Below are 23,935 nucleotides of genomic sequence, written 5' to 3' on the forward strand. Positions count from 1 at the left end.
CCTCAGGCGTCCTCGGCGGTGGGTTCCGGGGCGGGGTCGGTGGGTGCGTGGGCCCGGAGGAAGGTGTCGATCAGTTTCTGTTGGTCCGCGGTGGAGACCGCCTGGACCTCCAGTCGGTCCTCGCCGATCTCGATGCTGACCGAGCGCACCGGACGGTTCTCGATCCAGGACCGCACGAGCGCCAGGACCTGACTCAGCGCGATGGGCGCCAGTGTCACGGCCAGGGCGCCCAACGCGAAGGTCTCGCCCGGCTTGGCGCCCTCCGGGACGGCCGCCGTGCGTGTCAACTCCACGCGTTCCACGTCGAGTTCGAGGATCCGCTCCCGCAGCCGACGGGTGAGCAGGTCCAGCTCCTCCGGGTCGCAGTCGTCCGTGCCCTCCAGCACGATGCCGATCCGGCCCGCCTCACGCTCGCCCATGCCGCCCCCGTGCCCCGCCACAGTTGATGGGCAGCCAGTTTAGTGCTCGGCGACCGCCGTTGCCCCCGGGTCGCCTCAGGTGGTGGGGCGCCTCGGCGGATGCGGCATCCGGGTGCTCGCGGGCGACGCTCCGTCAGGGGAGCGTGGTGTGGTGGCGCGCAGTTTCTACGTTGATCATATGACGATCAGATTCTCATCCCGGATGGCCGTGTCGGCCTGTGTGGTCTGTGTGGCGGGCCTGCTGGCGATCGGACCCGCCGCGGTGGCCGGTGAGGGTGGCGCGCGGTCCGGCGGGCCGGAGCGTACAGGCGCGGCGGCCGGGCCGTTGCCGTCGTTGCTGGGGCGGTCCGGTACACAAGTGCGGCCGCGGGACGGGGCACCCCGGGTGCCGCGGGTCTCCGCGCTGTCCTGGGTGGTCGCCGACGCCGACACCGGCGAGGTGCTCGCCGCGAAGGACGCGCACCGCAAACTGCCGCCCGCGAGCACCCTCAAGACGCTGTTCGCCCTGACCGTGCTGCCCGTCCTGCCCGGCGGGATCCGGCACACGGTCGACGAGGAGGAGCTGTCGGACGTCGGTGCGGGCAGCAGCCGGGTCGGGGTCGCTGAGGGGCACACGTACCGGGTGTCCGACCTGTGGAACGGGGTGTTCCTGAACTCCGGCAACGACGCCGTGCACGTCCTGGCCCACCTCAACGGCGGCTGGCGCACCACGGCCGCGCGGATGCAGGCCAAGGCGCGTGCCCTCGGCGCCCGCGACACGCGCGTGCTGTCCCCGGACGGGTACGACACCCCGGGCCAGGTCTCCTCGGCGTACGACCTCGCCGTGTTCGGCCGGGCGGGGCTGCGCAGCAAGGAGTTCGCACGGTACTGCGGCACGGTCGAGGCCAGGTTCCCGGGCCGCGGCGGATCGTCGTACGCCATCCGCAACACCAACCGGCTGCTGTCCGGCGCCGACGGGGTTGAGCCGTATCCCGGCCTGATCGGCGTCAAGAACGGCTACACCAGCAAGGCCGGGCACACCCTGGTGAGCGCCGCACGCAAGGGCGAACGGACCCTCGTCGTCACGGTGATGAACCCGCAGTACGGCGGTGGCCTCGCCGTCTACGAGGAGGCTCGGGAGCTGTTGGACTGGGGCTTCGAGGCAGGCGGGCGGGTCGATCCCGTGGGTTCGCTGGACGAGTTGCGGGCCAGGCCGCGTCCCGGTCCGGAGCCGGTGTCCGCGGCCGCGGTCGCGGTCGTGGCGAGGCCGGTGGACGAGGGGCCCGGCTGGGCCGAGGCCGGGATGGTCGCGGGCGCCGCCGGGGTCGGCGCCGGTGCCGTCGCGGTGACGACGCGCCCCAGGAAGGGCCGTCCGGCGGGGAGCTGACCGACCGGCAGCCACAGCAGCAGACCGAGCGTGATCCAGACGTAGGTGTTGGAGCCGAGGAAGCCGTCGATGCCGGAGGCGTCGTCGAACCACAGCCACACCACGCTCGTGCACAGCACCGCGTACAGGGCGCCCGCGATCCGCGGGTGCCCGGCGCGGACCAGCACCACGAAGGCCGGCAGCAGCCACACCAGGTGGTGCACCCAGGTGATGGGGCTGACCAGACAGGCCGCGAGACCGGTCAGGGAGAAAGCGGCGATCCACTCCCCCGCGGCGACCGCCCGGCTCGCCCGCCACACCCAGACGCAGAGCACCAGCAGCACGACGATCGCCCAGACCGGACGCCCGTGTTCGCCCAGCCGGGCCAGGACTCCTTGCAGGGACTGGTTCGAGACGTAGTCCAGGCGGCCCACCCGGGTCGTGTCCCACAGGGCCCGCGTCCAGTAGAAGCGAGACGCGTCCGGGGTCACCCAGGCCGCGAAGGCCGTGGCGCCGACCGCCACGGCGGTAGCGACGCCGGCCGCGCGCCACTTGCGGGACAGCAGGAGCAGTCCGATGAAGAGCGCGGGGGTCAGCTTCACCGCGGCCGCCAGGCCGATCCCGATCCCCGCCCAGCGTTCCCGGCCGGTGGCCAGCAGCCACGCGTCCGTCAGCACCAGGGCGAGCAGCAGGACGTTCACCTGGCCGAAGCTGACGGTGTCGCGCAGCGGTTCGAACAGGGCGAGCGCGCAGGCGGCAAGGGCGCAGCCGAACCAGCCGTAGCGCCGCCAGTCCCGTCCGACGAGGATGCGCAGGACCACCCCCAGGGCCGCCAGGTTGAGCAGCAGGGCGACGACGATGGCGGCGGGCAGGTTCAGCAGGGCCATGGGGAGCATGGCGACCGCGGCGAACGGCGGGTAGGTGAAGCCGTACGTCGTACCGGGGACCAGGTAGTCGTAGATCCGGCCGCCGTGGTGCACCCAGCTGTCCACGGTGCCGTGGTAGACGCGCAGGTCGAACCAGTCGCGCAGCAGGGGCACGGTCGCGGTGAACGCGGTCACGGCGGCCAGCAGGGCGAACACCAGGAGCAGTCGCCCTTGGTCAGTGCGGGGCAGTCTCATGCGGTACGCCCCCAAGCCGGTGCCAACTCCGCCTGATGGGCCTGCCACAGCACGACCACCGCGAGCACCCCGCCGGAGACCGCCAGCACCAGTTGCCCGGCGTCCGCCTGGCCGCCGCTGGGCAGGGTGGCGAGCGCCAGGACGCCCGTCACGGCCGCCACCCGGTGCCGCACCGAGGTGCTGGGCGCCGCGGCGGCGATGAGGAACAGGCCCCACAGGGCGTACCAGGGGCGGATCGCGGGGCCGAAGGCGGCCACGGCGGCGAGGCTCAGGCCGAGCGCGTACACCGGGCGCGGCCTGAACCGAAGCCATATCAGGGCGATCGCGACGACGGCGGCGACGACACCGACGGCGTGCCAAGCGGGTACGGCAAGGGGGGCCAAGTCGCTGCCGAGCCACTCCAGGAGGGCGCGGGTGGCCCGGCCGAGGAGGCTGGTGAGAGCCCAGTTGTGCGGGGAGACCGGGGTGTTGAGGGCGCCTATCCAGCCGTAGCCGGTGCCGGCGACGGCGGTCGCGGCGACCGTGGTGGCGGTGGCTGCGGCCGTGGTCGTCAGCACGGCGCGGGCCGGGCGGTGGCCCGCCCGCACTTGGAGTACCACCACCGCGGCCAGGCCGAGCACCGCGGGCGCCTTGACCAGCGCGGCCAGCGTGACGAGTACGGCGCCCACGACCGGCCACCGGCCGAGCGCGGCCACCAGGCCGAGGCCGAGCAGGCCGAGCATCACGGCGTCGTTGTGGGCACCCGCGACCAGGTGCAGCAGGACCAGCGGATTGAGGGCGCCGAGCCAGAGCGCGGCGGCCGGGTCGGCGCCGCTGTGCCGGGCCAGCCGGGGCAGGGCGGCCGCCATCAGGGCGACCCCGAGCAGCGCGACGAGCCGCATCCCGAACAGGCCCGCGGGGACTTCGCCGCTGGTGAGCGCGGAGAGGCCGGAGGCCAGGGCGAGGAAGACCGGCCCGTACGGCGCACCGGTGTGCTGCCAGAGCGGGGCGACCTCCTCGGCGAGCGGTCCGCCCAGGTGGGACGGGCCGTAGGCGTAGACGTCGATGTGGGCGTCCACCATGGCGCCCTGCGCGAGGTAGCTGTAGACGTCCCGGCTGAACAGGGGCGGCGCGAGCAGCAGCGGGGCGGCCCAGACGGCGAGTGTGACGAGCAGGGCCCGGGGTGCCGGCGGCTCGGCGGTGAGCAGCAGGCGGCCCAGCAGCGCCCAGGCCGCTATCAGCAGGACGACGCCGAAGTAGACGCCGATCAGGCCGAGGGCGGCCTCGGCGGAGGACGGGGCGAGGAGGTCCCGGACCGGGAGCGCTCCTGCGGTTCCGCCACCCGCCGCGAGAACGGCGGTACCGGCCAGTCCGAGCACCTGGCAGCGGCGGAGATCGACGGGAAAAGCCATGGCCAACACTCAGTCAGCGTGTCAACGCCGGGTGGCCGGAAATCGACGCGGGGACCTCCGGCGGGAAGCCGAGGCATGTCCGGTGCGTGGCTGATCGCGGATGAGGCCGGTCGCGGCGCTGACACCCGCTGCCCCCAAGGGAGTTGCACAGATGTTCTAGCCTGGGCACCGACCCGAGGAGGCGGCACATGGCCGAAGTCGTGGATCTCGTCCACTACCCCGTCAAGGGCTGCGGAGGTACGTCGGTGAGCGACGCCCTGCTCACCGAGGCGGGCCTCGCGCACGACCGCACCTTCATGGTCACCGGCGAGGACGGCGTCTACCGCACCCAGCGCCGCCATCCCCGCCTCGCCCTGATCCGGCCCACGGTGAGCGCGGACGGCACCGGCCTCAGGCTCGACGCCGAGGGCACGACGGTGAGCATCGAGGTCACCTCCGAGGCCCCGCGCCGCGCCGTCGATCTGTTCGGCGACGCCTTCCAGGGGATCGACCAGGGCGACGAGGTCGCCGGCTGGCTGTCGGAGGTGCTCGGCTCCCCCAGCCGTCTGGTCCGGGTGCCGCCGGAGCACGGCCGGATCGCCGACGGCTGGATCCCCGGCCCCTCCGGCTACGCCGACAGCAGCGCCGTGCACCTGCTGTCCCGCGGGTCGCTCGCCCTCCTGAACCGGCGGATGGCCGAACGCGGGGCCCCGCCTCTGCCGATGAGCCGCTTCCGCCCCAACATCGTCGTCGACGGCGCCGACTGGGCGGCCGAGCCGCACGCCGAGGACCGGGCGCGCCGCGTGCGGATCGGCGGGACGGAACTGGGCTACGCCAAGCTCGCGGTGCGCTGCGCGGTCACGCTGGTCGACCAGGAGGCGGGGGCCCGGAGCGGGAAGGAACCGCTGCGGACGCTCGCCGGATACCGGCGCGCGGCGAGCGGAGGCGTGGTGTTCGGCACCAAGTTCTCCGTGCTGCGGCCGGGGAAGCTGTCCGTCGGCGACCAGGTCGTCGTGGACGAGTGGGGCGAGGCCGAACGGTAGCCGTCACACGAACCGGGAACTCGGCACGGGTCCCCAGGAGGACAGCTGGGCGCGGTCCCCCTGGAGCCAGCTGCCGCGGATCGCCGTGACGAACTCCGTCAGCCGCCCGTCCGGGTCCGCCGGGGCCTCGTCGTCGCCCTCGTCCGGGGTCGGGTCGGCACCGACGATGTCCGCGGCGATCTCGGCCTCGGGACGGTCGTCGGGGGCCGAGCGCTCCACGCCGCCGTCGTCCGACTGACGCAGTACGCCCGCCCAGGGTGCTGTCGCCTGCTGGTGGAGCAGGGTGATGCTGTCGGCGGTGACGGCCGGGGCGTCGGTCCAGCAGCTCGCGTGCTCGTGCAGCACCTGGCCGGGCGCCCGCTCGAAGAGGTCACCGATGATCTCGGGGTCCACGTCGTTCAGGTCGTACGCCACGACCACGGTGTCCGCCCGCTCGGCCGCGAAGGGCAGCGCCGGAAGTCCGAGCACCTCGGCCGCGGCCAGGCCCAGGATGCGGCTGCCGCGGTCGGGCAGCAGGGACACCGACGTCGGCCGCGCCCCGGCCGCCGCCAGCACCGTCTTCAGTCGCAGCAGTCCGCGCAGACACTGGTCGTGGGTGTCCTGGAGCCAGGCGTACCGGCCGGTCATGCCCGCGCCGAAGCCGTACGGGGACAGGGTGCCGAGGACGGTGCCGCCCAGGACGTACTGCCAGCCCCGCAGATCGGTGAGGTCCAGCGAACCGGCCCGCTCCGCCTCCGCCGCCCGCGCCAGCATGCGGCTCTGCCGTGCCTGCGCCCCGAGCCACTGCGGGTCCTCCGGGTCGGGCAGCAATGCGTGCTGACGCCGGGCCAGCGGCAGGTCGCCCGCCATGAGGGCGTTGTAGACCAGCAGATAGCGGTCCGGCCAGTCGGCGAGGTCACCCTCGTTCGCGCCCAGCAATTCCACGGCCTCACCGTGCCGCCCCTCGCGCTCGTACGCGGAGACGAGTTCACGCAGCACCGCCTTGGCGCCCGGCACCTGGCGCGACGCCTCCCGCAGCGCGGGGATCGCCAGATAGGCCACACCGCGTTCCACACAGGCGAACCCGTAGTCATAGAGCTCCTGTGCCCTGTCAGGGTGCGCGACGACGGCCTCGGCGGCCTGCTGGAGGTCGTCGAACCCGGCGGCGCCGGCCGCCCGGCCCACCACCAGAGCGGTCTCACCCAACGGCAGACCGTCCGTCCCGGACCGCAACAGCCGAAGGGCACCGGGTATGTCTCCGGAGTCCAGGGACTCCCAGGCCTCGAGGAGTTCGGGGGACTTGGGGCGACGGGGCTTGCGCGAGAACATGGGGACGATCTTCACCCGCGAACGGAGACCGGCTCAACCGGATTGTTCGGCAGGGACACATCAGACCTGAGTACGCATATTCAGGACACGCCCGGTGCTCCGCGGTGAAGCTGGGGCCATGACCACGACACCGGCGCCGCGAACCGGCCGTCCGCACCCCGCGGCCGATCTGTTTCTCGCGCTCACCCTGCTGGTGGCGGACGGCATGGCCGCTTTGATCGCGTCCCTGCGGGGGCTCGACGCGGCCGGGTACGCCTTCCTCGGCCCCGACACCGGTACGCCCATAGACTTCACCCCCGTCGCCATCGCTCTCGGCGTCGTGGGCGGCCTCGTGGTGGCGACGGCGTGGCTGGCTCACCGCTACCGGGCTCCCAACACCGCCGCCCTGCAACTCCTGGCCGGGCTCGTGCTGTTGCTGATCGCCGGGCTGGGCCAGCTCGGGCAGTACGGCGAGGACCGTTCGCCCGCGCCCGAACCGGGGTACAGCGGGCCCCGGTCACCGTGTCTGTCGGGTGGCGACAACAGCGAGTGTCACGGGTCGTGAGGCCGGGGCGTCAGAACACCGACAGACCCGTGAGCGTCGTGAACCGGTCCAGGGCCGCCACGCCCGCCACCGAGTTGCCGCGCTCGTCCAGGCCCGGGCTCCAGACGCACAGGGTGCAGCGGCCCGGGACGACCGCGATGATGCCGCCGCCCACACCGCTCTTCCCGGGCAGGCCCACGCGGTAGGCGAAGTCACCGGCCGCGTCGTACGTCCCGCAGGTCAGCATGACCGCGTTGACCTGCTTGGCCTGGCTGCGGGTGAGCAGCCGGGAGCCGTCGGCGCGCACTCCGTGGCGGGCCAGGAAGCCGGTGGCCAGGGCCAGGTCGGCGCAGGAGGCGCGGATCGAGCACTGGCGGAAGTACTGGTCGAGCAGGTCCGGCACCGGGTTGTCGATATTGCCGTAGGACGCCATGAAGTGGGCCAGAGCCGCGTTGCGGTCGCCGTGCGCGGACTCGGAGGCGGCGATCTCGTGGTCGAAGTCCAGGCCCGCCTCGCCGCTCTCCGCGCGCAGGAAGGCGAGGAGTTCACCCGCCGCGTCGCCGGTACGGGTCTGCAGCCGGTCGGTGACCACCAGGGCACCGGCGTTGATGAACGGATTGCGCGGGATGCCGTTCTCGTACTCCAGCTGGACCAGCGAGTTGAAGGGGTTGCCGGAGGGCTCGCGGCCCACGTGCTCCCACAGTTCATCGCCCTCGCGGGCCAGGTCGAGGGCGAGGGTGAAGACCTTGGTGATGGACTGGGTGGAGAAGGGCTCGCGCCACTCCCCCACCCCGTACACCGTGCCGTCCAGCTCGGCGACGGCCATGCCGAAGCTGCGCGGGTCGCAGGCCGCGAGCGCCGGGATGTAGTCGGCGGCGCGGCCCCGGCCGGGGGTGCGCCCGATCTCGTCGGCGATGCGCTCCAGGACCGGCTGGAAGGTCTGGGTGGACGACGGAACACTCATGATCGCCATTGTGCCTCCGGGCCGGTCCTGGCGCGCTTTCGCAGCTCAGACGACGGGCGAGCCGCTGCCCGCGAGCACCTCGGGGCGCAGCAGACCAGCGAGCGTGCCGGCGGGCAACAGGCCCTTCTCCAGGACGAGTTCGGCGACCCCGCGACCGGTGGCGAGGGCCTCCTTGGCGATGTCGGTGGCGGCCGTGTACCCGATGTGCGGGTTGAGGGCGGTGACCAGGCCGATGGAGTTCTCCACGGTCCGGCGCAGCTCCTCGGTGTTGGCGGTGATGCCGTCCACGCAGCGCTCGGCAAGGGTGAGACAGGCGGCCCGCAGATGGGTGAGGGACTCCGACAGGGAGTGCAGGATGATCGGCTCGAAGGCGTTCAGCTGGAGCTGTCCGGCCTCGGCGGCCATGGTGATGGTGACGTCGTTGCCGATCACCTCGAAGGCGACCTGATTGACGACCTCGGGGATCACCGGGTTCACCTTGCCCGGCATGATCGACGAACCGGCCTGCACCGGCGGCAGGTTGATCTCGCCGAGCCCCGCGCGCGGCCCGGACGACAGCAGCCGCAGGTCGTTGCAGCTCTTGGAGAGCTTGACCGCGATCCGCTTCAGCACGCCGGACATCTGGACGAACGCACCGCAGTCCTGGGTGGCTTCGACCAGGTTGGCGGCGGTCACCAGCGGCAGCCCGGTGATCTCGGAGAGGTGCCGGCGGGCCGATTCCGCGTACCCGGCGGGCGCGTTGAGCCCCGTACCGATGGCCGTGGCGCCGAGGTTGATCTCATGAATCAGCTCGACGGCCTCGGCGAGCCGGGACCGGTCCTCGTCGACCATGACGGCGTACGCGGAGAACTCCTGCCCGAGGGTCATCGGCACCGCGTCCTGGAGCTGCGTACGGCCCATCTTCAGCACATCACGGAACTCAACGGCCTTACGGGCGAAGGAGTCCTGGAGCACGGCCATCGCCTTGAGCAGCCCGCGCACCGCGAACACGGTCGCGATCTTCACGGCGGTCGGATAGACGTCGTTGGTCGACTGGCTGAGGTTGACGTCCTCGTTCGGGTGCAGGTACCGGTACTCGCCCTTGGCGTGTCCCAGCAGCTCCAACGCCCGGTTGGCAACAACCTCGTTGGCATTCATGTTGGTCGAGGTGCCCGCGCCGCCCTGGACGACATCGACGACGAACTGGTCGTGCAGCTTCCCGGCCCGGATCTCCCGACAGGCCGCGACAATGGCGTCCGCCTTCGCGGGCTCCAGCAGCCCCAACTCCTCATTGGCGAGAGCGGCAGCCTCCTTGACGGCGGCCAGCGCATCGATGAGGTGGGCATAGGCGGAAATCGGCGTACCGGTGATGGGGAAGTTCTCGGTGGCGCGCAGGGTGTGAACACCCCAGTAGGCGTCGGCGGGAATGTCCCGATCGCCGAGCAGATCGTGCTCGCGGCGAGTGACGGCGTTCATGAGGGAGAGGGTCCTCTTTCCAAGAAGGGATGAGCAAGCTACCTAGGGGCGCGGGGAACTGCGCGACCAGCCACAACGGCCCCGCAGCCGCAAAACAACAGGCGAGGCACCTGATTAGGCGCAGGGCGCAACAGCAACCGGCTCCAGCGAACGAACGGGCCGCACAAACCCAACCGCTCGCCCTCCCCCAAGAAGCGCCTCACCCTGGAACTCGGTGAGCAACGAGGGATCAACACCGGCCCAAGCAAGCGCCGCCGCCCCCACAGGAATCCGCGCCCGATTCGCCCCGTCGGAAATCTTCACGGCAACAGCCCGCCCATCAGGCAGCGCGGCGACCTGCACACCCTCGAAGCCGTCCTTCGCGAGCAGCCCCGGCACGGCCCGCATCAGCGCGGCCACGTCCCGCCCCGCCCCGGACGCCATCTCCGCGTGGTCCCGCATCGCATCCGCGACCCGAGCCTCGGGCGTACCGGGCACCGCGGTGGTGATCCGAGCCGCGGCCCGGGCAAGCCCGTGCAGCGAGACGGAGAACAACGGCGCCCCGCACCCATCGACGGTCACCTGCGCGACGCGCTGCCCCGTGAGGTCCTCGACGATCTCGGCGATCGCCTGCTGAAGCGGGTGCCCGGGGTCGAGATACCCCTCCAGCGGCCACCCGTTCAACCGGCAGGTGTACAGCATCGCCGCGTGCTTGCCGGAGCAGTTCTGGGCGAGCTGGGACGGCTGACGCCCTTCCCGGACCCACGCGTCGCGCACGTCCGGGCCGAACGGCATGTCCGCGACGTTGCGCAGATCGCTCTCGGAGACACCGGCGAGTTCCAGGATCCGCCGGGTACCGGCCAGGTGCCGCTCCTCACCGGAGTGGCTGGCCGCGGCGAGGGAGAGGAGTTCGCTGTCGAGGGGCAGTCCGGCCCGGACCATGGCGACAGCCTGGACGGGCTTGAGGGCCGAGCGCGGATAGAACGCGGCCTCGATGTCGCCGAGTTGGAGCCGGACGTCGCCCTCGGGACCGAGGACGACGACCGAGCCGTAGTGGATCCCCTCCACGACCCCGCCGCGGATCAGGTGGGCGACGGGGGCGTGGAGGGGTTCACGGACAAGGGGTGGGTCCGCGAGGGAACTGCTGAACATGACTGCCTGATTCATGAGTGGGTGACGGCCGGGGCGCGGGTCACGCGTCGGCCTTGGGGGTTGCGGCGGTCGCGGTCCGGCGGCGGATGCCGTACCAGCCCGCGACCAGTGCACCGACGATCAGTGGCAGGCACAGCACGGTGGTGCGGCCGGCGCCTCCGTCGGCGTACATGAGGACCAGGACGGAGGCAAGGAAGGCCAGCGTCACGAGTTCGGTCCAGGGGGAGCCCGGCAGTCGGTAGCCGGGGCGGGTGAGTTCGCCCTTCTGGGTCTTCTGCCAGAAGAGCAGGTGACAGAGCATGATCATGCCCCAGGTGGCGAGGATGCCGATCGCCGCGAAGTTGAGGACGATCTCGAACGCGTCGGCGGGGACCACGAAGTTGAGGCCCACGCCGAGGACACAGATACCGCTGGTGAGCAGGATGCCGCCGTACGGGACCTGGCTGCGGCTCATCACGCCGGTGAACTTCGGGGCGGAGCCGGACATCGCCATGGAGCGCAGGATGCGGCCGGTGGAGTACAGGCCGGAGTTGAGCGAGGACATGGCGGCGGTGAGCACGACCAGGTTCATGACGCCGCCGGCCGCGGGGATGCCGATGTTGGACAGCACGGTGACGAAGGGGCTCTCGCCCGCGGTGTAGGAGGTCCAGGGCAGCAGCATCGAGAGCAGGACGACGGAGCCGACGTAGAACAGGCCGACGCGCCACATGATCGAGTTGATCGCCTTCGGCATGATCTTCTCGGGGTTCTCGGTCTCGCCCGCGGCGACGCCCACCAACTCGACGGAGGCGTAGGCGAAGACGACGCCCTGGATGATCAGCAGCATCGGCAGCAGGCCGCTCGGGAAGATTCCGCCGTTGTCGGTGATGAGGGAGGGGCCGGGGGTGGTGCCGTCGACGGGGTGCTGGGTGACCAGCAGGAAGATGCCGATGCACATGAAGACGACGAGCGCGCCGACCTTGACGATGGCGAACCAGAACTCCAGTTCGCCGAAGATCTTCACCGAGATCAGGTTCACGGTGAGCACGACGGCGAGGGCGATGAGCGCGATCACCCACTGCGGGATGTCGGAGAACATGCCCCAGTAGTGGGTGTAGGTGGCGACCGCGGTGATGTCGGCGATGCCGGTGGTGGCCCAGTTGAGGAAGTACATCCAGCCCGCGGTGTACGCGCCCTTCTCCCCCATGAACTCACGGGCGTACGACACGAAGGCGCCGGACGAGGGCCGGTACAGCACGAGTTCGCCGAGGGCGCGCACGACGAGGAAGGCGAATGCTCCGCAGACCGCGTAGGCGATGAAGAGGGAGGGGCCCGCGTCGGCGAGGCGGCCGCCGGCGCCGAGGAAGAGGCCGGTGCCTATGGCGCCGCCGATGGCGATCATGTTGACGTGCCGGGATTTCAGGGACTTGCTGTAGCCCGCGTCTCCGGCGTCCACATGGCCGGAACGTTTCTGCACGCCGTCGTGCGTGGTCTGCACCTCGTTGTGCAAGGACTGCTCGCTCAACGCTCGGGTCCGCCTTCCGTGGTGGTGCTCGTGTGCCCGGGGCGCACGATGTCGGTGAGGGTGGTCTCGACGCGGTCCAGGTGATGCGCCATGGCATCGGTGGCGTCGAGTTCGGAACCGTCGATCAGCGCCTCGACGATCGCCCGGTGCTCGCGGTTGGACTGCTCCCGGCGGCCGCCCAGTTCGTTCAGGAAGGCCGACTGACGCGCCAGTGCGTCCCGGATCTCCTCGATCACCCGGCGGAAGACCGGGTTCTGGGCGGCCTCGGCCACGGCGAGATGGAAGAGGGTGTCCATCGCGACCCAGGCGGTGGTGTCCGTCTCGCGTTCCATACGGTCGAGCAGATGCGCCAGGTGGTCGAGGTTCTCGGGGGTGCGGCGCACCGCCGCGTACCCGGCGACCGGGATCTCGACGTGCCGGCGCACCTCCAGCAGATCGCTGGCCGCGTAGTCGCCGAAGGTCGGGTCCTCGACCGTGTTGGCGACGACGAAGGTGCCCTTGCCGGTCTTGGAGACGGTCAGGCCCATGGTCTGCAGGGCCCTGAGGGCCTCGCGCAGCACCGGGCGGCTGACCTCCAGGGTGCGGCACAGCTCCGCCTCGGAGGGGAGTTTGTCCCCCACGGCGTACTCGCCGCGCTCGATGGCGGCGCGCAGGTGGGCGAGCACCGCTTCCATGGCGCTGATGCGTCGGGGAGGCTGTCCGGCTGTCCGGCTGTCTGACAGGTTCACGGGAGTGATACTCCGGGGGCCGGGAGGGTGCTGTCAAGGCGGGTGAAAGGAAAGTTTCAGCGGGCCGTGGTCCATGAATGCCTCATCCCCACATCGCCCCGGCGAGCCACACCCCCGCGAAGGCCGCGCCCAGGCCGAGGGTCACGCTGCCGACGACGTTCGCCACGGCGTAGCGCCCGGCGCCGGTCTCGGCCAGCCGGAGGGTCTCGTAGGAGAAGGTCGAGTACGTCGTCAGCGCCCCGCACAGTCCGGTGCCGAGCAGCAGCTGGACGTCGGTGCTCGCGGCTCCGGTGACCAGGCCGAGGATCAGACAGCCGGTGATGTTGACCGCGAAGGTGCCCCAGGGGAACACCGAGTCGTGCCGGGACTGCACCGCACGGTCGGTGAGATAGCGCAGCGGGGCACCGACCACGGCGCCCGCGACGACCAGCAGCCAGTTCACGTCGGGTTCTCACCTTCGCCGCGGCCGGCGTACCGGATGACCTCGCAGTCGTCGAGGATCACCAGCCCCTCGGTGACGAGTTCGTCGAGCCGCGGCAGAAAGGCCCGCACCCGCTCCTCGGTGTCGACGATCACGATCGCCACCGGAAGGTCCTCGCTCAGGGACAGCAGCCGTGAGGTGTGGATCAGGGACGAGGCGCCGAATCCCTCGATGCCGCGGAAGACGCTGGCTCCGGCCAGCCCCGCGGCGTGGGCGCGGTGCACGATCTCGCTGTACAGGGGCCGGTGGTGCCAGGTGTCGTGCTCGCCGACGAAGACGGTCACGCGCAGCGCGCGGCCGGTCAGTCGCGTCATGGCTGCCTCCGCTTCAGGACGCGGCGGGTCGCCGTCGCGGCGAGCCACACCGCCGTGAGAGCCGCGAGAGGGGTCGCGGCCAGGTAGGCCAGGCCCGTCTCCGGGTGACCGGAGTCGATCAGTCCCCGGATGTCGACGGCGTACGTCGAGAAGGTGGTGAAGCCGCCGAGCACTCCGGTGCCGAGGAAGTGGCGGACCAGGCGGTGGGCGGGCCACGCCTCCGTGATGAGGACCATGAAGACGCCGATCACGGCGCAGCCGGCGACATTGGTCCAGAAGGTCACCCAGGGGAATCCGCCCGGCTGGAGGGGCCACCCCAGGGTCAGCGCGTAGCGGGCCGTGGCCCCGAGGGCGCCGCCCGCCGCGACCACGGCGACCACCGGGCCCTGACCGCGCAGGAGGGGCGCTCGCGCGGGGCGGGTCCGGGCCGGCGGGCTCTCGGTGCCGGGGGCTGTCATGGTCGTGGGTCTCCTACTCGCCGGGGCCCGGGACTGCGGGCACGCGCCAGTGCAAGTAGGGACCGTTGGCGGCGACTGTGCCGCGGTTCGGGTACGGCGGGCCCCACCGCCGCGCCGCGAGGATCAGCGCGGCCGGGAACCAGCGTAACGCGGGGTGTTCGGGCAGGTCACTTCGGGGCGGGCGGCTCGCACAGGGCGATGCCGCTTTCCCAGACGCTGCCCAGGACGAGGTGGCCGGCGGCCTCGCAGACGCTGGTGACCATGCGGAAGCGGGAGCGGTGGCGGGTCAGGTGGTGGACGGTCGTGCCGGTGTCGTCGACGGCCAGGACGCCGATCGTGCCGGTGGGGCGGAAGGGGGCGCGCACGGCGACGCGGGCGGCGGCCCGGCGGACCGCCGGCGAGGCACGGTGCAGCAGGTCCAGGGGCGGGACCCGGGGACCCGCGAGGGCGACCCAGAGGGGGCCGTCGGGGGCGCCGCGCCACAGGTTGTCGGGCATGCCGGGCAGGCCCTCGACGAAGGGTTCGGCCCGGCCCGCCTTCGGGCCGGTGAGCCAGTAGCGGGTGAGGCGGCAGGCGCCGGTCTCGGCGACGACGAGGAAGGACTCGTCGGCGCTCGGCGCGAGGCCGTTGGCGAACTCCAGTCCCTCCAGGAGGACTTCGGGGCTGTCCGCGCCGGGCGCGAGGCGCAGCAGGCGGCCCGTGCCGGTGTGTTCGGTCAGCTCGCCGATCCACTGCTCCAGGCCGTAGCGGCGGCTGGAGACGGTGAAGCAGATGCTGCCGTCGGACAGGGCGACGACGTTGCTGGCGAACCGGAGCGGCTCCCCCGCCACCGAGTCGGCGAGGATGCGGACGGTGCCGTCGGTGAGGTCGACGCGGAGCAGTCCTCGCTCGGCGTCGCAGACCAACAGGGAGTCGTCGGTGAGCAGTTCGAGGCCGAGGGGGCGGCCGCCGGTCTCGGCGAGCACGGTGACACGGGCGCGGACGGGGTCGGCCAGGCGGTCGAGCCGCAGGATGCGGCCGTCCTCGACTCCGGTGACGACCCGGCCGCGGGTGTCGGCCACCACGTCCTCGGGGCCGCGGCCGCCGATGGCGAGATACCGGTGCGGGACCAGCGTGCGGGGATGGTTCATGCGCTCCTCCTACCAGCCCTTCTCGAACATCCGGGCGACCTCGGCGATACGGACCTCGTCGCGCCGGTAGTAGACGCGCCGCCGGATCCTGCGTGTGCGCAGCAGGCCGATCCCGGCGAGCAGGTTCAGATGACTGTCGGCGACCGGGCGGTCGACCCCGAGCTTGGCGGCGACACTGTCGGAGGTGACGCCGTCCTCCACGGGATCGCCGTGCCGCTGGGCCGGAAAGTGCGCGGCCGGATCCTTCAGCCACTCCAGGATGTCCAGACGCCTCTCGTTCACAGGTGTCCTCAACATCGCGTCCCCTCCGTCCGGTCCTCCTCGAAGCGCGTGTTCCCACTGTCCCGCAGACGATGCCGACATGTCCGGCACTCTCCACGTCTTGGCCGGTACCGAACTGCCGTACGAGAGACGGCAGTTCGTCCCTGGTCCGAGGAATGGGCCCGGCCGCGCGTTCCCGCGGCCGGGCCCCGGTGCCCGTGATGGGTCAGCGGTGGCTGAACCACGTCATCGCGGGGAGCGCCTTGTCGTCGTAGCCGAACAGGGCCTGGTTCTCCCAGCCATTGCCGGAGGAGGCATCGGTCGGGTCCCAGCCGTTGCCGGAGACCGCGGTCCAGGTCGACTCCCAGTAGAAGACACCCAGTCCACGGCCGTTCGGGACGGCCTCCACGATGCTCGCGATGTCGTTCATCCAGCGGGTCTGGCCGGCGGTGGTGGCCGGGTAGCCGGAGACGAGCTCGCTGTCGAGGTCGATGATGTTCTCGTGCGTGTCCTCGCTGTCGAGCCGGAAGGGGTAGGCCGTCTCGGCGACGAAGACCGGCTTGCCGTAGCGGGTCGCGGCGTCGTCCAGGGTGGTCTGGAAGTCGTAGAGCGTGCCGTGCCAGTAGCCGTAGTACGACAGGCCGATGACGTCGAACTTCACGCCGCCCGCGACCGCGCTGTCGAACCACCAGCGGGTGCCGGAGAGGTCACCGCCCTTGGCGAGGTGCAGGGCGACGGTCGTGGACGAGTTGACCGCCTTGACGGCGTCGTAGCCGCTGTTGAGCAGTCCGGCCAGCTGCGACCAGTTGTCGGTGGAGCCCTCCGACCACAGCATGCCGCCGTTGATCTCATTGCCGACCTGGACCATGTCGGCGGTGGTGCCCTGCGCCTTCAGCGCGTTGAGCACGTCGTACGTGTGGTTGTACACGTCCGTCTTCAGCTGGCTGTAGGAGTGGCCGGACCAGGCGGCGGGCTTGCTCTGGGCGCCTGGGTCGGCCCAGGTGTCCGAGTAGTGGAAGTCCACCAGGAGCTTCATGCCCTGGGCTTTGATGCGCTTGGCCAGCGCCAGGACCTCCGCCTTGCCGTTGTAGCCGTCGGCCGCGTTCACCCAGACCTTGACGCGGGCGTAGTTCTGCCCGGCGGACTTCAGGATGGCGAGCGCGTCGCCGGTCGTGCCGGAGCTGTTCTTGTAACTGCCGCCGAGGGCCTCGCTCTTGGCGAGGGAGGAGACGTCGGAGCCCTTGATCGAGGTGCCGCCGGTGCCCGAGGCGAAGGTCAGGTCGTCGACGTTGAGCCAGTTGCCCGCGTTGGCGTCGCTGTTGATGCTGATGGTGCACTGGTTGTTGGTGACGCTGACCGGCACCACGATCCGGATCCAACCGCTGCTGGAGACCGGGAGGTTGGTGCGCTGCTCGGTGCCGCCGCAGTTCTTCAGGGCTATGTAGGCGGAGTTCTGCCCGCCGCCGGAGCGGACCCAGGCGGTGAGCCTGTAATTGCCGTTGGTCAGCCCGGAGAGGTACTGGTACGTCTCCACCTTGTAGGCGGACGACGACCAGTGGCTGAGGCGATAACTCCCGCCGTGGCCGCCGGACTCGGAGAACGAGGCGGCAGTCGTGCCGTACTCGGACCAGCCGGCCGGAGCGGCGGCGCCCGCGCCGTCGGACTCGAAACCGCCGTTGGTGAGGGTGCTGGCCGCCTGGGCGGTCTGCGCGGGCAGGGCGGTGAGGGCGAGCCCGGCCGCGAGCGGCGGCAGCAGGGCCTTGAGGGTGCGTCTGGGATGGAACATCGGCGTCCGTCGTCCCTTCGACGTGAATGGGGTTGGGGGTGCCCCGCATCGAGCGGCCGGTGCGGGGCGCCCCTCCGCCCGCGGCTCTCGTGGCACGCGCGGGCGGAGGGGAGTCGGTTCAGCCGTCGAGCCGGACGACCCGGACGGCTCCGGCGGGCACTTCGAGGCGGCCCGCGGCTCGTTCGCCCGTGAGCAGTTCGGTGCCGGGCGCTTCCAGCGGCACCTTGGCGTCCGACGGGCTGTGGTTGATCGCGAAGAGGTAGTCGCCGGACTCGCCGGCCCGGCGGACCACCTCGACGTCGTGCGGCAGATCGGCGCGCGGGGCGATCCGGGCGTCCTCGGCGGCCCGGCCGAGCAGGGCCTCCAGGCCGTGCGCGTCGAGGCGGGTGGAGACGTACCAGGCGGTGCCCGCGCCGAGCTTGTGCCGGGTGACGGCGGGGCGGCCCGTGGTGAGTCCGTCGGCGTAGGTCCACACCGTCTCGGCCTCGCCGGGCACCACGAACTCGGTCCAGACGTCGCCGGTGAGCTCGGCGCCGTCGGGGCCGGTGATCCGGACCGTGTCGCCCTTGAGCAGCGGGGAGAACTCCTCGACGGTCAGGCCCAGGACGTCCCGCAGCGCGCCGGGGTAGGCGCCCTCGTGCACGGCGTCGTGCTCGTCGACGATGCCGGAGAAGTACGACACGACGAGGGTGCCGCCGTTCTCGGCGTACTCCCTGAGGTTGTTCCCGGCCGCCTCCGTCATCAGGTAGAGGGCGGGGACGACGACCAGGGGGTAGGCCGACAGGTCGGCCTCGGGGTGGGCGAAGTCGACCGTGAGGTGGCGGTCGTAGAGGGCCTCGTAGAAGGCGTCCGCGCGCTCGCGCGGGTCGTGGTCCTCGCTGGGGCGCCAGTCGAGGGTCTGCGCCCACCAGGAGTGCCAGTCCCACAGGACGGCCACATCCGCCCGGGTGCGGGTGCCGCGGATCGTGCTCAACGAGTCCAGGGACGCGCCGAGCTCGACGACCTCGCGCCACACGCGGGTGTCGGTGCCGCCGTGCGGGACCATCGCCGAGTGGAACTTCTCGGCGCCGCGCCGGGACTGCCGCCACTGGAAGAACATGGCGCCCTCGGAGCCGCGCGCCACATGGGCCAGGGAGTTGCGGGCCATCTGACCGGGGGCCTTGGCGGGGTTGCGGGGCTGCCAGTTGACGCCCGAGGTGGAGTGCTCCAGCAGGATCCAGGGCGCTCCCCCGGCCACCGAGCGGGTGAGGTCGGCGGCCATGGCGAGGTTGACGTGGGTGCGGCGGCCGTCGGTGATCAGGTAGTGGTCGTTGGTGACGATGTCGACCGCACGGCCCCAGGCCCAGTAGTCGACCGAGTCGCACTGGCTGAGGGCGGTCATGAAGTTGGTCGTCACCGGGACGCCGGGCGTGAGGCGGTGCAGGATGTCCCGCTCCATGACGAAGTTCTCGCGCATGGTGGCGTCGGCGAACCGCTTGTAGTCCAGCGCCTGGGCCGGGTTGCCGACGGTCGGTGTGGTGCGCGGCGGGTTGATCTGGTCGAAGCCGGTGTAGCGCTGGCCCCAGAAGGCGGTGCCCCAGGCCTCGTTCACCGCCTCGACGGTGCCGTAGGTGGTGGCCAGCCAGCGGCGGAAGTGGGCGGCGCAGGAGTCGCAGTAGCAGGCGGAGACGGGGACGCCGTACTCGTTGTGCACGTGCCACATGGCCAGCGCCGGGTGGTCGGCGTAGCGCTCGGCGAGCCTGGTGGTGATGTCGGCGGCGGCGGCGCGGTAGTCGGCGTTGCTGTGGCAGATGGCGCCGCGGGAGCCGAACTCGTAGCGCGTGCCGTCGGCGGCCAGCGGCAGGGCCTCGGGGTGCTCCCGGTAGAACCAGACCGGCGGGACCACGGTGGGGGTGCCGAGGTCGACCCGGATGCCGTTGTCGTGCAGCAGGTCGAGCAGGCGGTCCAGCCAGCCGAAGTCGTACGCGCCGCGCGCGGGCTCCAGCAGCGCCCAGGAGAAGATCCCGGCGCTCACCATCGTGACGCCGGCCTCGCGCATCAGCCGGACGTCCTCCTGCCAGACGCTTTCCGGCCACTGCTCGGGGTTGTAGTCCCCACCGAAGGCGAGCCTGGTGAGGCCCTTGGGGGTGGTCTCCGGCATGGAATCTCTCCCGGGTAATCGATCATTTGGGAACGTGCACACACATCATCCGTGGCGCGAGCCCAACATAACCGCACAGCAACAACCATTGACAAGTGTCCGGGATGTTTCTCTACTGTGAACGCTCACAGAAGCATGGCAGGTTCTCGCAGCAGGCGGGAACCCCAGGTCAGGGGAGAGATCCATGCCCAACACCAGGCGCAGCCGCCTCGTGGCATCCACCATCGCCGTCGTCCTCGGAGCCACCACGCTCGCCGCGTGCGGCTCGTCCGACGACGAGACCGAGGCCGCGTCGGGACCGGTCTCGCTGACGTACTGGACCTGGACGCCCGGCATGGACAAGGTCGTCGACCTCTGGAACAACGGCCCGGGCAAGAAGGACCAGATCAAGGTCACGGTGAAGAAGCAGGCGTCCGGCGACACGCTGGTCACCAAGATCCTCACCGCGCACAAGGCCGGCAAGGCCCCGGACCTGGTGCAGGCCGAGTACCAGGCGCTGCCGACCCTGGTCAGCAATGACGCGCTGGCCGACATAGCCAAGGACACCGGCGACGCGAAGAGCAAGTTCGCCGACGGCGTGTGGCAGCAGACCACGCTCGGCACGGACGCGGTCTACGCGGTCCCGCAGGACATCGGCCCGATGATGTTCTACTACCGCGCGGACCTCTTCAAGAAGTACGGCCTCGAAGTCCCCAAGACCTGGGAGGAGTTCGCCGAGACCGCGGGGAAGCTGAAGAAGGAGTCCCCGGACACCGACCTCACCACGTTCTCCGCCAACGACTCCGGTCTCTTCGCGGGCCTGGCCCAGCAGGCCGGCGCCCAGTGGTGGACCACCGAGGGCGAGCAGTGGAAGGTCGGCATCAACGACGCGGCGACCCAGAAGGTCGCCAAGTTCTGGGGCGACCTCGTCAAGGAGGGCGCCATCGACAACCAGCCGATGTACACCCCGGCCTGGAACAAGGCGCTCAACACCGGCAAGCAGATCGCCTGGGTCTCCGCGGTGTGGGCCCCGGGCACGCTGACCACGGCCGCGCCCGACACCAAGGGCAAGTGGGCCATGGCCCCGCTCCCCCAGTGGTCCGAGGGCGAGAACGTCACCGGCAGCTGGGGTGGCTCCTCCACCGCCGTCACCACGGACTCCGACCACCAGGCGGCCGCCGCCAAGTTCGCCGCCTGGCTGAACACCGACGGCGCGGCCCTGCAGGCGCTGGCCAAGGAGAGCGGCATCTACCCCGCCGCCACCAACGCCCAGACCTCCGGCGCGTTCACCAGCCCGCCGGAGTACTTCTCGAACCAGGTCGACTTCTACACCCAGGCCGCCGAGATCGCCAAGAGCACCGCTCCGTCCGCCTGGGGCCCGAACGTGAACGTCGCCTACACGACCTTCAAGGACGCGTTCGGCGCCGCCGCCAAGAACAAGTCGGACTTCGTGGCCGCCCTGAACACCATGCAGGACGACACCGTCGCCGACATGGAGAAGCAGGGCTTCGAGGTCGCGGAGTGACCACCGCACGCCGGAGGTCGTACGGGGTCAAGGGGGCCCCGTACGCCTTCCTCCTCCCCGCAACGATCCTCTTCCTGCTCTTCTTCGCACTGCCCATCGGCTACGCGGTCCATCTCAGCTTCCGCAAGGTGCAGGTCTCCGGGCTCGGCCTCGGCGCCGGCGCCCGCACGGAGGTCTGGGCCGGGTTCCAGAACTACACCGACGCCCTCGGCGACAGCGAGCTGGTCGACGGCGCGCTGCGCGTCCTCGGCTACGGCTGCATCGTGGTGCCGGTGATGCTGGGCCTCGCCCTGCTGTTCGCGCTGATGCTCGACGCCGACAAGGTGCGCCTGGCCCCTTTCACCCGGCTGGCGATCTTCCTGCCGTACGCCATCCCCGGTGTGGTCGCGGCGCTGCTGTGGGGCTTCCTCTACCTGCCGGACGTCAGCCCCTTCTACTTCGTGCTCGACAGGCTGGGCCTGCCGCAGCCGGATCTGCTGGACGGCGGTCCGCTGTATCTCGCCCTGTCGAACATCGCGGTCTGGGGCGGCACCGGCTTCAACATGATCGTCATCTACACCTCGCTCCAGTCCATCCCGGCCGAGGTGTACGAGGCGGCCAAGCTGGACGGCGCCACCCCGACACAGATCGCGCTGAAGATCAAGATCCCGATGGTGGCGCCCTCGCTGGTGCTGACCTTCTTCTTCTCGATCATCGCCACGCTCCAGGTGTTCACCGAGCCCACCACTCTCAAGCCGCTCACCAACTCCGTGTCCACGACCTGGAGTCCGCTGATGAAGGTGTACCAGGACGCCTTCGGCAAGGGTGACATCTACGCGGCCGCGGCCCAGGCCGTGATCATCGCCATCGCCACGCTGGTGCTCTCCTTCAGCTTCCTGCGCGCCGCGAACCGTCGTCAGAAGCAGGAGGCAGCACGATGAGTTCTCTTGCCGTCCGCAAGGCCGAGCCGGCGGCGGGCACCACGCCCGGTACCGCCCAGGGGCCGCCGTGGCGCAGCCGGATCGCGCCGCTGCCCACGATCACACTGCTGATCGGCGCGATCTACTGTCTGCTCCCGGTCGCCTGGGTGGTGATCGCGGCCACCAAGTCCGGCAGCGAACTGTTCTCCACCTTCACCTTCCTGCCGGGCTCCGGTTTCACCGAGAACCTCAGCGATCTCAACGCCTACCGCGATGGCGTGTACTGGAAGTGGATGGGCAACTCCGCCCTCTACGCCGGTCTCGGCGCCCTGCTCTCCACGGTCGTCTCCGCGTTCAGCGGCTACGCCCTGGCGGTCTACCGCTTCCGCGGCCGGGAGGCGATCTTCAACGTGCTGCTGGCGGGCGTACTGATGCCGCCGGTCATCCTCGCCGTCCCGCAGTACCTGCTGCTGGCCGAGGCCGACCTCACCGACTCCTATCTGTCGGTGCTGATGCCGCTGATCCTCTCCCCCTACGGCGTGTATCTGGCGCGTATCTACGCGGCCGCCGCCGTACCCTCCGACGTGATCGAGGCAGGGCGGATGGACGGCGCCAGCGAGTGGCGGATCTTCACCCGGGTCGCGCTGCCGATGATGGTGCCCGGTCTGGTGACGGTGTTCCTCTTCCAGTTCGTGGCCGTGTGGAACAACTTCCTGCTGCCGTACATCATGCTCAGCGACGACGAGAAGTTCCCGATCACGGTCGGTCTGCACACGCTCCTGGAACAGGGCGCCAACACCCCCGCGCTCTACACCCTGGTGATCACCGGCGCGCTGCTCGCGGTGGTCCCGCTCATCGCCCTCTTCCTGGTCATCCAGCGGTTCTGGAGCCTTGATCTGCTGTCCGGGGCCGTAAAGTCATGACCATGAGCAACACGGGGGGCCGCCGCAGACCGCCGACGATCCACGACGTGGCGCGTGAGGCCGGAGTCTCACGCGGCACCGTCTCGCGGGTCCTCAACGGCGGCCACTACGTCAGCCCCGCAGCCGCGGAGGCGGTCAACGCCGCGATCCGCAAGACGGGTTACGTCGTGAACCGGCACGCCCGTTCACTGATCACCGGCCGCTCGGACTCGGTCGGCTTCCTGCTGACCGAGCCCCAGGAGCGGTTCTTCGAGGACCCCAACTTCAATGTCCTGCTGCGTGGTTGCACCCAGGCACTGGCCGCGCACGACATCCCGCTGCTGCTGATGCTGGCCGGCACCGAGGACGAACGGCGGCGCATAACGCGCTACATCACCGCCGGCCATGTCGACGGGGTGCTGCTGGTCTCCAGCCACTCCGGCGACCCGGTCGCCCAGGAGCTGCGGGACGCCGGGGTGCCGCTGGTGGCCTGCGGAAAGCCGATCGGGCTCGGTTCCAAGGTCAGCTATGTGGCGGCGGACGACCGGGACGGCGCCCGGGACATGGTGCGCCATCTGCTCTCGCTCGGCCGGCGCCGGATCGGCGTGGTGACCGGTCCGCTGGACACCCCCGGCGGTGTCGAGCGCCTCGCCGGTTACCAGGAGATCCTCGCCGAGGCGGGCGTCGAGCTCGACGAGCGGCTGATCGTGTCCGGCGACTACACCCGGGCCAGCGGTGAGGCGGGCGCCGAGCGGCTGCTGGCGCAGGCGCCGGACGTGGACGCGGTGTTCGTCGCCTCCGACCTGATGGCCCAGGGGGTGCTGACGGCGCTGGAGCGGGCCGGGCGCCGGGTGCCGCAGGATGTCGCGGTGGGCGGCTTCGACGACTCCCCCGCGGCCCTCGCCGCCCGTCCCGAGCTGACCACCATCCGCCAGCCCTGGGACCGGATCAGCGCCGAGATGGTCCGGGTGCTGCTGGCCCAGATCGGCGGCGAGGACCCGGCCGCGGTGATCCTGCCCACGGAGCTGGTCAAGCGCGAGTCGACCTGACCCGGCGGTCGCCGTCGCCCCGCACTCCGGGGCGGCGGAGCGCCCGGCTGGAGCAAGCGGTCAGTTTTCGAGAAGCCGCGAGGGTGTCCCCCGTCCTAGC

At 71.1% G+C, this 23,935-nt stretch carries 22 protein-coding genes and 1 pseudogene; 7 read left to right on the forward strand and 16 right to left on the reverse strand.

What is annotated here, in order from left to right; all coding sequences use genetic code 11:
• Positions 1-2 precede the first annotated feature (2 nt).
• The gene (locus STRCI_RS03025; protein ID WP_269657239.1) at positions 3-419 is read right to left on the reverse strand and encodes a hypothetical protein; all 417 of its coding nucleotides are present in this window, start codon (positions 417-419) and stop codon (positions 3-5) included.
• Between the two features lie 202 nt (positions 420-621).
• Between STRCI_RS03025 and STRCI_RS03030 the strand changes: the two are divergent.
• Positions 622-1,434 (forward strand): annotated as a pseudogene (locus STRCI_RS03030) (D-alanyl-D-alanine carboxypeptidase family protein); the annotation flags it as partial.
• 86 nt (positions 1,435-1,520) lie between these two features.
• On the opposite strand, the gene STRCI_RS43365 reads toward STRCI_RS03030, so the two are convergent.
• Together STRCI_RS43365 and mptB are read right to left on the reverse strand one after the other, a co-directional pair.
• The gene (locus tag STRCI_RS43365; RefSeq protein WP_336298783.1) at positions 1,521-2,885 is read right to left on the reverse strand and encodes a glycosyltransferase 87 family protein; all 1,365 of its coding nucleotides are present in this window, start codon (positions 2,883-2,885) and stop codon (positions 1,521-1,523) included.
• Positions 2,882-4,276, reverse strand: a complete 1,395-nt coding sequence (gene mptB, locus STRCI_RS03040; protein ID WP_269657241.1) for a polyprenol phosphomannose-dependent alpha 1,6 mannosyltransferase MptB — start codon at positions 4,274-4,276, stop codon at positions 2,882-2,884. The genes STRCI_RS43365 and mptB overlap by 4 nt, the downstream gene beginning before the upstream one ends.
• 188 nt (positions 4,277-4,464) lie before the next feature.
• Here mptB and STRCI_RS03045 point away from each other — a divergent pair, with 188 nt between their 5' ends.
• Positions 4,465-5,298 (forward strand): MOSC domain-containing protein, encoded by an 834-nt coding sequence (locus STRCI_RS03045; protein WP_269657242.1) that lies wholly within the window; start codon positions 4,465-4,467, stop codon positions 5,296-5,298.
• A 3-nt stretch (positions 5,299-5,301) separates the two neighbouring features.
• Here STRCI_RS03045 and STRCI_RS03050 read toward each other — a convergent pair whose 3' ends face one another.
• Positions 5,302-6,606 carry a tetratricopeptide repeat protein gene (locus STRCI_RS03050; protein ID WP_269657243.1) on the reverse strand — a complete coding sequence of 435 codons (1,305 nt, stop codon included), beginning with the start codon at positions 6,604-6,606 and terminating at the stop codon, positions 5,302-5,304.
• Between the two features lie 118 nt (positions 6,607-6,724).
• Here STRCI_RS03050 and STRCI_RS03055 point away from each other — a divergent pair, with 118 nt between their 5' ends.
• Positions 6,725-7,150, forward strand: a complete 426-nt coding sequence (locus tag STRCI_RS03055; protein ID WP_269657244.1) for a DUF6234 family protein — start codon at positions 6,725-6,727, stop codon at positions 7,148-7,150.
• Positions 7,151-7,160: 10 nt separating this feature from the next.
• On the opposite strand, the gene STRCI_RS03060 is transcribed toward STRCI_RS03055, so the two are convergent.
• The 12 genes from STRCI_RS03060 to STRCI_RS03115 form a co-directional block, all read right to left on the reverse strand.
• Positions 7,161-8,102, reverse strand: coding sequence for a glutaminase (locus STRCI_RS03060; protein ID WP_269657245.1), 942 nt, complete (start codon positions 8,100-8,102; stop codon positions 7,161-7,163).
• A 36-nt stretch (positions 8,103-8,138) separates the two neighbouring features.
• Complete coding sequence (aspA, locus tag STRCI_RS03065; RefSeq protein WP_269657246.1) at positions 8,139-9,548, reverse strand: aspartate ammonia-lyase; 1,410 nt, start codon at positions 9,546-9,548, stop codon at positions 8,139-8,141.
• Between the two features lie 114 nt (positions 9,549-9,662).
• Positions 9,663-10,679 carry an asparaginase gene (locus STRCI_RS03070; RefSeq protein WP_269657247.1) on the reverse strand — a complete coding sequence of 339 codons (1,017 nt, stop codon included), beginning with the start codon at positions 10,677-10,679 and terminating at the stop codon, positions 9,663-9,665.
• Between the two features lie 40 nt (positions 10,680-10,719).
• Positions 10,720-12,183, reverse strand: coding sequence for an amino acid permease (locus STRCI_RS03075; protein WP_269657248.1), 1,464 nt, complete (start codon positions 12,181-12,183; stop codon positions 10,720-10,722).
• Positions 12,180-12,857: a FadR/GntR family transcriptional regulator gene (locus tag STRCI_RS03080; protein WP_269664476.1), complete on the reverse strand. Its 678-nt coding sequence runs from the start codon at positions 12,855-12,857 to the stop codon at positions 12,180-12,182. Before STRCI_RS03080 ends, STRCI_RS03075 begins: the two co-directional genes overlap by 4 nt.
• A 136-nt stretch (positions 12,858-12,993) precedes the next feature.
• Positions 12,994-13,353 (reverse strand): fluoride efflux transporter CrcB, encoded by a 360-nt coding sequence (gene crcB, locus STRCI_RS03085; protein WP_269657249.1) that lies wholly within the window; start codon positions 13,351-13,353, stop codon positions 12,994-12,996.
• Complete coding sequence (locus STRCI_RS03090; protein WP_269657250.1) at positions 13,350-13,706, reverse strand: DUF190 domain-containing protein; 357 nt, start codon at positions 13,704-13,706, stop codon at positions 13,350-13,352. The genes crcB and STRCI_RS03090 overlap by 4 nt, the downstream gene beginning before the upstream one ends.
• Positions 13,703-14,164, reverse strand: coding sequence for a fluoride efflux transporter FluC (locus STRCI_RS03095; RefSeq protein ID WP_269657251.1), 462 nt, complete (start codon positions 14,162-14,164; stop codon positions 13,703-13,705). The genes STRCI_RS03090 and STRCI_RS03095 overlap by 4 nt, the downstream gene beginning before the upstream one ends.
• A gap of 167 nt (positions 14,165-14,331) precedes the next feature.
• Positions 14,332-15,294, reverse strand: coding sequence for an SMP-30/gluconolactonase/LRE family protein (locus STRCI_RS03100; protein ID WP_269657252.1), 963 nt, complete (start codon positions 15,292-15,294; stop codon positions 14,332-14,334).
• Positions 15,295-15,303: 9 nt separating this feature from the next.
• A complete protein-coding gene (locus STRCI_RS03105; protein WP_269657253.1) occupies positions 15,304-15,591 on the reverse strand; it encodes a helix-turn-helix domain-containing protein in 288 nt (95 codons plus the stop codon).
• 190 nt (positions 15,592-15,781) lie between these two features.
• Positions 15,782-17,341: a glycoside hydrolase family 53 protein gene (locus STRCI_RS03110; protein WP_269657254.1), complete on the reverse strand. Its 1,560-nt coding sequence runs from the start codon at positions 17,339-17,341 to the stop codon at positions 15,782-15,784.
• 118 nt (positions 17,342-17,459) lie between these two features.
• Positions 17,460-19,481: a beta-galactosidase gene (locus STRCI_RS03115; RefSeq protein ID WP_269657255.1), complete on the reverse strand. Its 2,022-nt coding sequence runs from the start codon at positions 19,479-19,481 to the stop codon at positions 17,460-17,462.
• 184 nt (positions 19,482-19,665) lie between these two features.
• Between STRCI_RS03115 and STRCI_RS03120 the strand changes: the two genes are divergently transcribed.
• From STRCI_RS03120 to STRCI_RS03135, 4 genes are read left to right on the forward strand one after another with little or no spacing between them, the layout of a single operon-like run.
• On the forward strand, positions 19,666-20,985 hold the full coding sequence (locus STRCI_RS03120) for an ABC transporter substrate-binding protein (RefSeq protein ID WP_269657256.1): 1,320 nt from the start codon (positions 19,666-19,668) through the stop codon (positions 20,983-20,985).
• On the forward strand, positions 20,982-21,905 hold the full coding sequence (locus STRCI_RS03125; protein WP_269657257.1) for a carbohydrate ABC transporter permease: 924 nt from the start codon (positions 20,982-20,984) through the stop codon (positions 21,903-21,905). Before STRCI_RS03120 ends, STRCI_RS03125 begins: the two co-directional genes overlap by 4 nt.
• A complete protein-coding gene (locus tag STRCI_RS03130) occupies positions 21,902-22,807 on the forward strand; it encodes a carbohydrate ABC transporter permease (protein ID WP_269657258.1) in 906 nt (301 codons plus the stop codon). Before STRCI_RS03125 ends, STRCI_RS03130 begins: the two co-directional genes overlap by 4 nt.
• On the forward strand, positions 22,804-23,835 hold the full coding sequence (locus tag STRCI_RS03135; RefSeq protein ID WP_269657259.1) for a LacI family DNA-binding transcriptional regulator: 1,032 nt from the start codon (positions 22,804-22,806) through the stop codon (positions 23,833-23,835). The genes STRCI_RS03130 and STRCI_RS03135 overlap by 4 nt, the downstream gene beginning before the upstream one ends.
• Positions 23,836-23,935: the final 100 nt, after the last annotated feature.

Origin of the sequence: Streptomyces cinnabarinus, assembly GCF_027270315.1 — a bacterium.
GTDB classification, from domain to species: domain Bacteria; phylum Actinomycetota; class Actinomycetes; order Streptomycetales; family Streptomycetaceae; genus Streptomyces; species Streptomyces cinnabarinus.

What these genes read in the sequence shown, in the direction of transcription:
- STRCI_RS03025 (WP_269657239.1), bottom strand. Translation starts at nt 419, where the DNA reads ATGGGCGAGCGTGAGGCGGGCCGGATCGGCATCGTGCTGGAGGGCACG.
- STRCI_RS43365 (WP_336298783.1), bottom strand. Translation starts at nt 2,885, where the DNA reads ATGAGACTGCCCCGCACTGACCAAGGGCGACTGCTCCTGGTGTTCGCC.
- mptB (WP_269657241.1), bottom strand. Translation starts at nt 4,276, where the DNA reads ATGGCTTTTCCCGTCGATCTCCGCCGCTGCCAGGTGCTCGGACTGGCC.
- STRCI_RS03045 (WP_269657242.1), top strand. Translation starts at nt 4,465, where the DNA reads ATGGCCGAAGTCGTGGATCTCGTCCACTACCCCGTCAAGGGCTGCGGA.
- STRCI_RS03050 (WP_269657243.1), bottom strand. Translation starts at nt 6,606, where the DNA reads ATGTTCTCGCGCAAGCCCCGTCGCCCCAAGTCCCCCGAACTCCTCGAG.
- STRCI_RS03055 (WP_269657244.1), top strand. Translation starts at nt 6,725, where the DNA reads ATGACCACGACACCGGCGCCGCGAACCGGCCGTCCGCACCCCGCGGCC.
- STRCI_RS03060 (WP_269657245.1), bottom strand. Translation starts at nt 8,102, where the DNA reads ATGGCGATCATGAGTGTTCCGTCGTCCACCCAGACCTTCCAGCCGGTC.
- aspA (WP_269657246.1), bottom strand. Translation starts at nt 9,548, where the DNA reads ATGAACGCCGTCACTCGCCGCGAGCACGATCTGCTCGGCGATCGGGAC.
- STRCI_RS03070 (WP_269657247.1), bottom strand. Translation starts at nt 10,679, where the DNA reads ATGTTCAGCAGTTCCCTCGCGGACCCACCCCTTGTCCGTGAACCCCTC.
- STRCI_RS03080 (WP_269664476.1), bottom strand. Translation starts at nt 12,857, where the DNA reads ATGGAAGCGGTGCTCGCCCACCTGCGCGCCGCCATCGAGCGCGGCGAG.
- STRCI_RS03090 (WP_269657250.1), bottom strand. Translation starts at nt 13,706, where the DNA reads ATGACGCGACTGACCGGCCGCGCGCTGCGCGTGACCGTCTTCGTCGGC.
- STRCI_RS03095 (WP_269657251.1), bottom strand. Translation starts at nt 14,164, where the DNA reads ATGACAGCCCCCGGCACCGAGAGCCCGCCGGCCCGGACCCGCCCCGCG.
- STRCI_RS03100 (WP_269657252.1), bottom strand. Translation starts at nt 15,294, where the DNA reads ATGAACCATCCCCGCACGCTGGTCCCGCACCGGTATCTCGCCATCGGC.
- STRCI_RS03105 (WP_269657253.1), bottom strand. Translation starts at nt 15,591, where the DNA reads ATGTTGAGGACACCTGTGAACGAGAGGCGTCTGGACATCCTGGAGTGG.
- STRCI_RS03110 (WP_269657254.1), bottom strand. Translation starts at nt 17,341, where the DNA reads ATGTTCCATCCCAGACGCACCCTCAAGGCCCTGCTGCCGCCGCTCGCG.
- STRCI_RS03115 (WP_269657255.1), bottom strand. Translation starts at nt 19,481, where the DNA reads ATGCCGGAGACCACCCCCAAGGGCCTCACCAGGCTCGCCTTCGGTGGG.
- STRCI_RS03120 (WP_269657256.1), top strand. Translation starts at nt 19,666, where the DNA reads ATGCCCAACACCAGGCGCAGCCGCCTCGTGGCATCCACCATCGCCGTC.
- STRCI_RS03130 (WP_269657258.1), top strand. Translation starts at nt 21,902, where the DNA reads ATGAGTTCTCTTGCCGTCCGCAAGGCCGAGCCGGCGGCGGGCACCACG.
- STRCI_RS03135 (WP_269657259.1), top strand. Translation starts at nt 22,804, where the DNA reads ATGACCATGAGCAACACGGGGGGCCGCCGCAGACCGCCGACGATCCAC.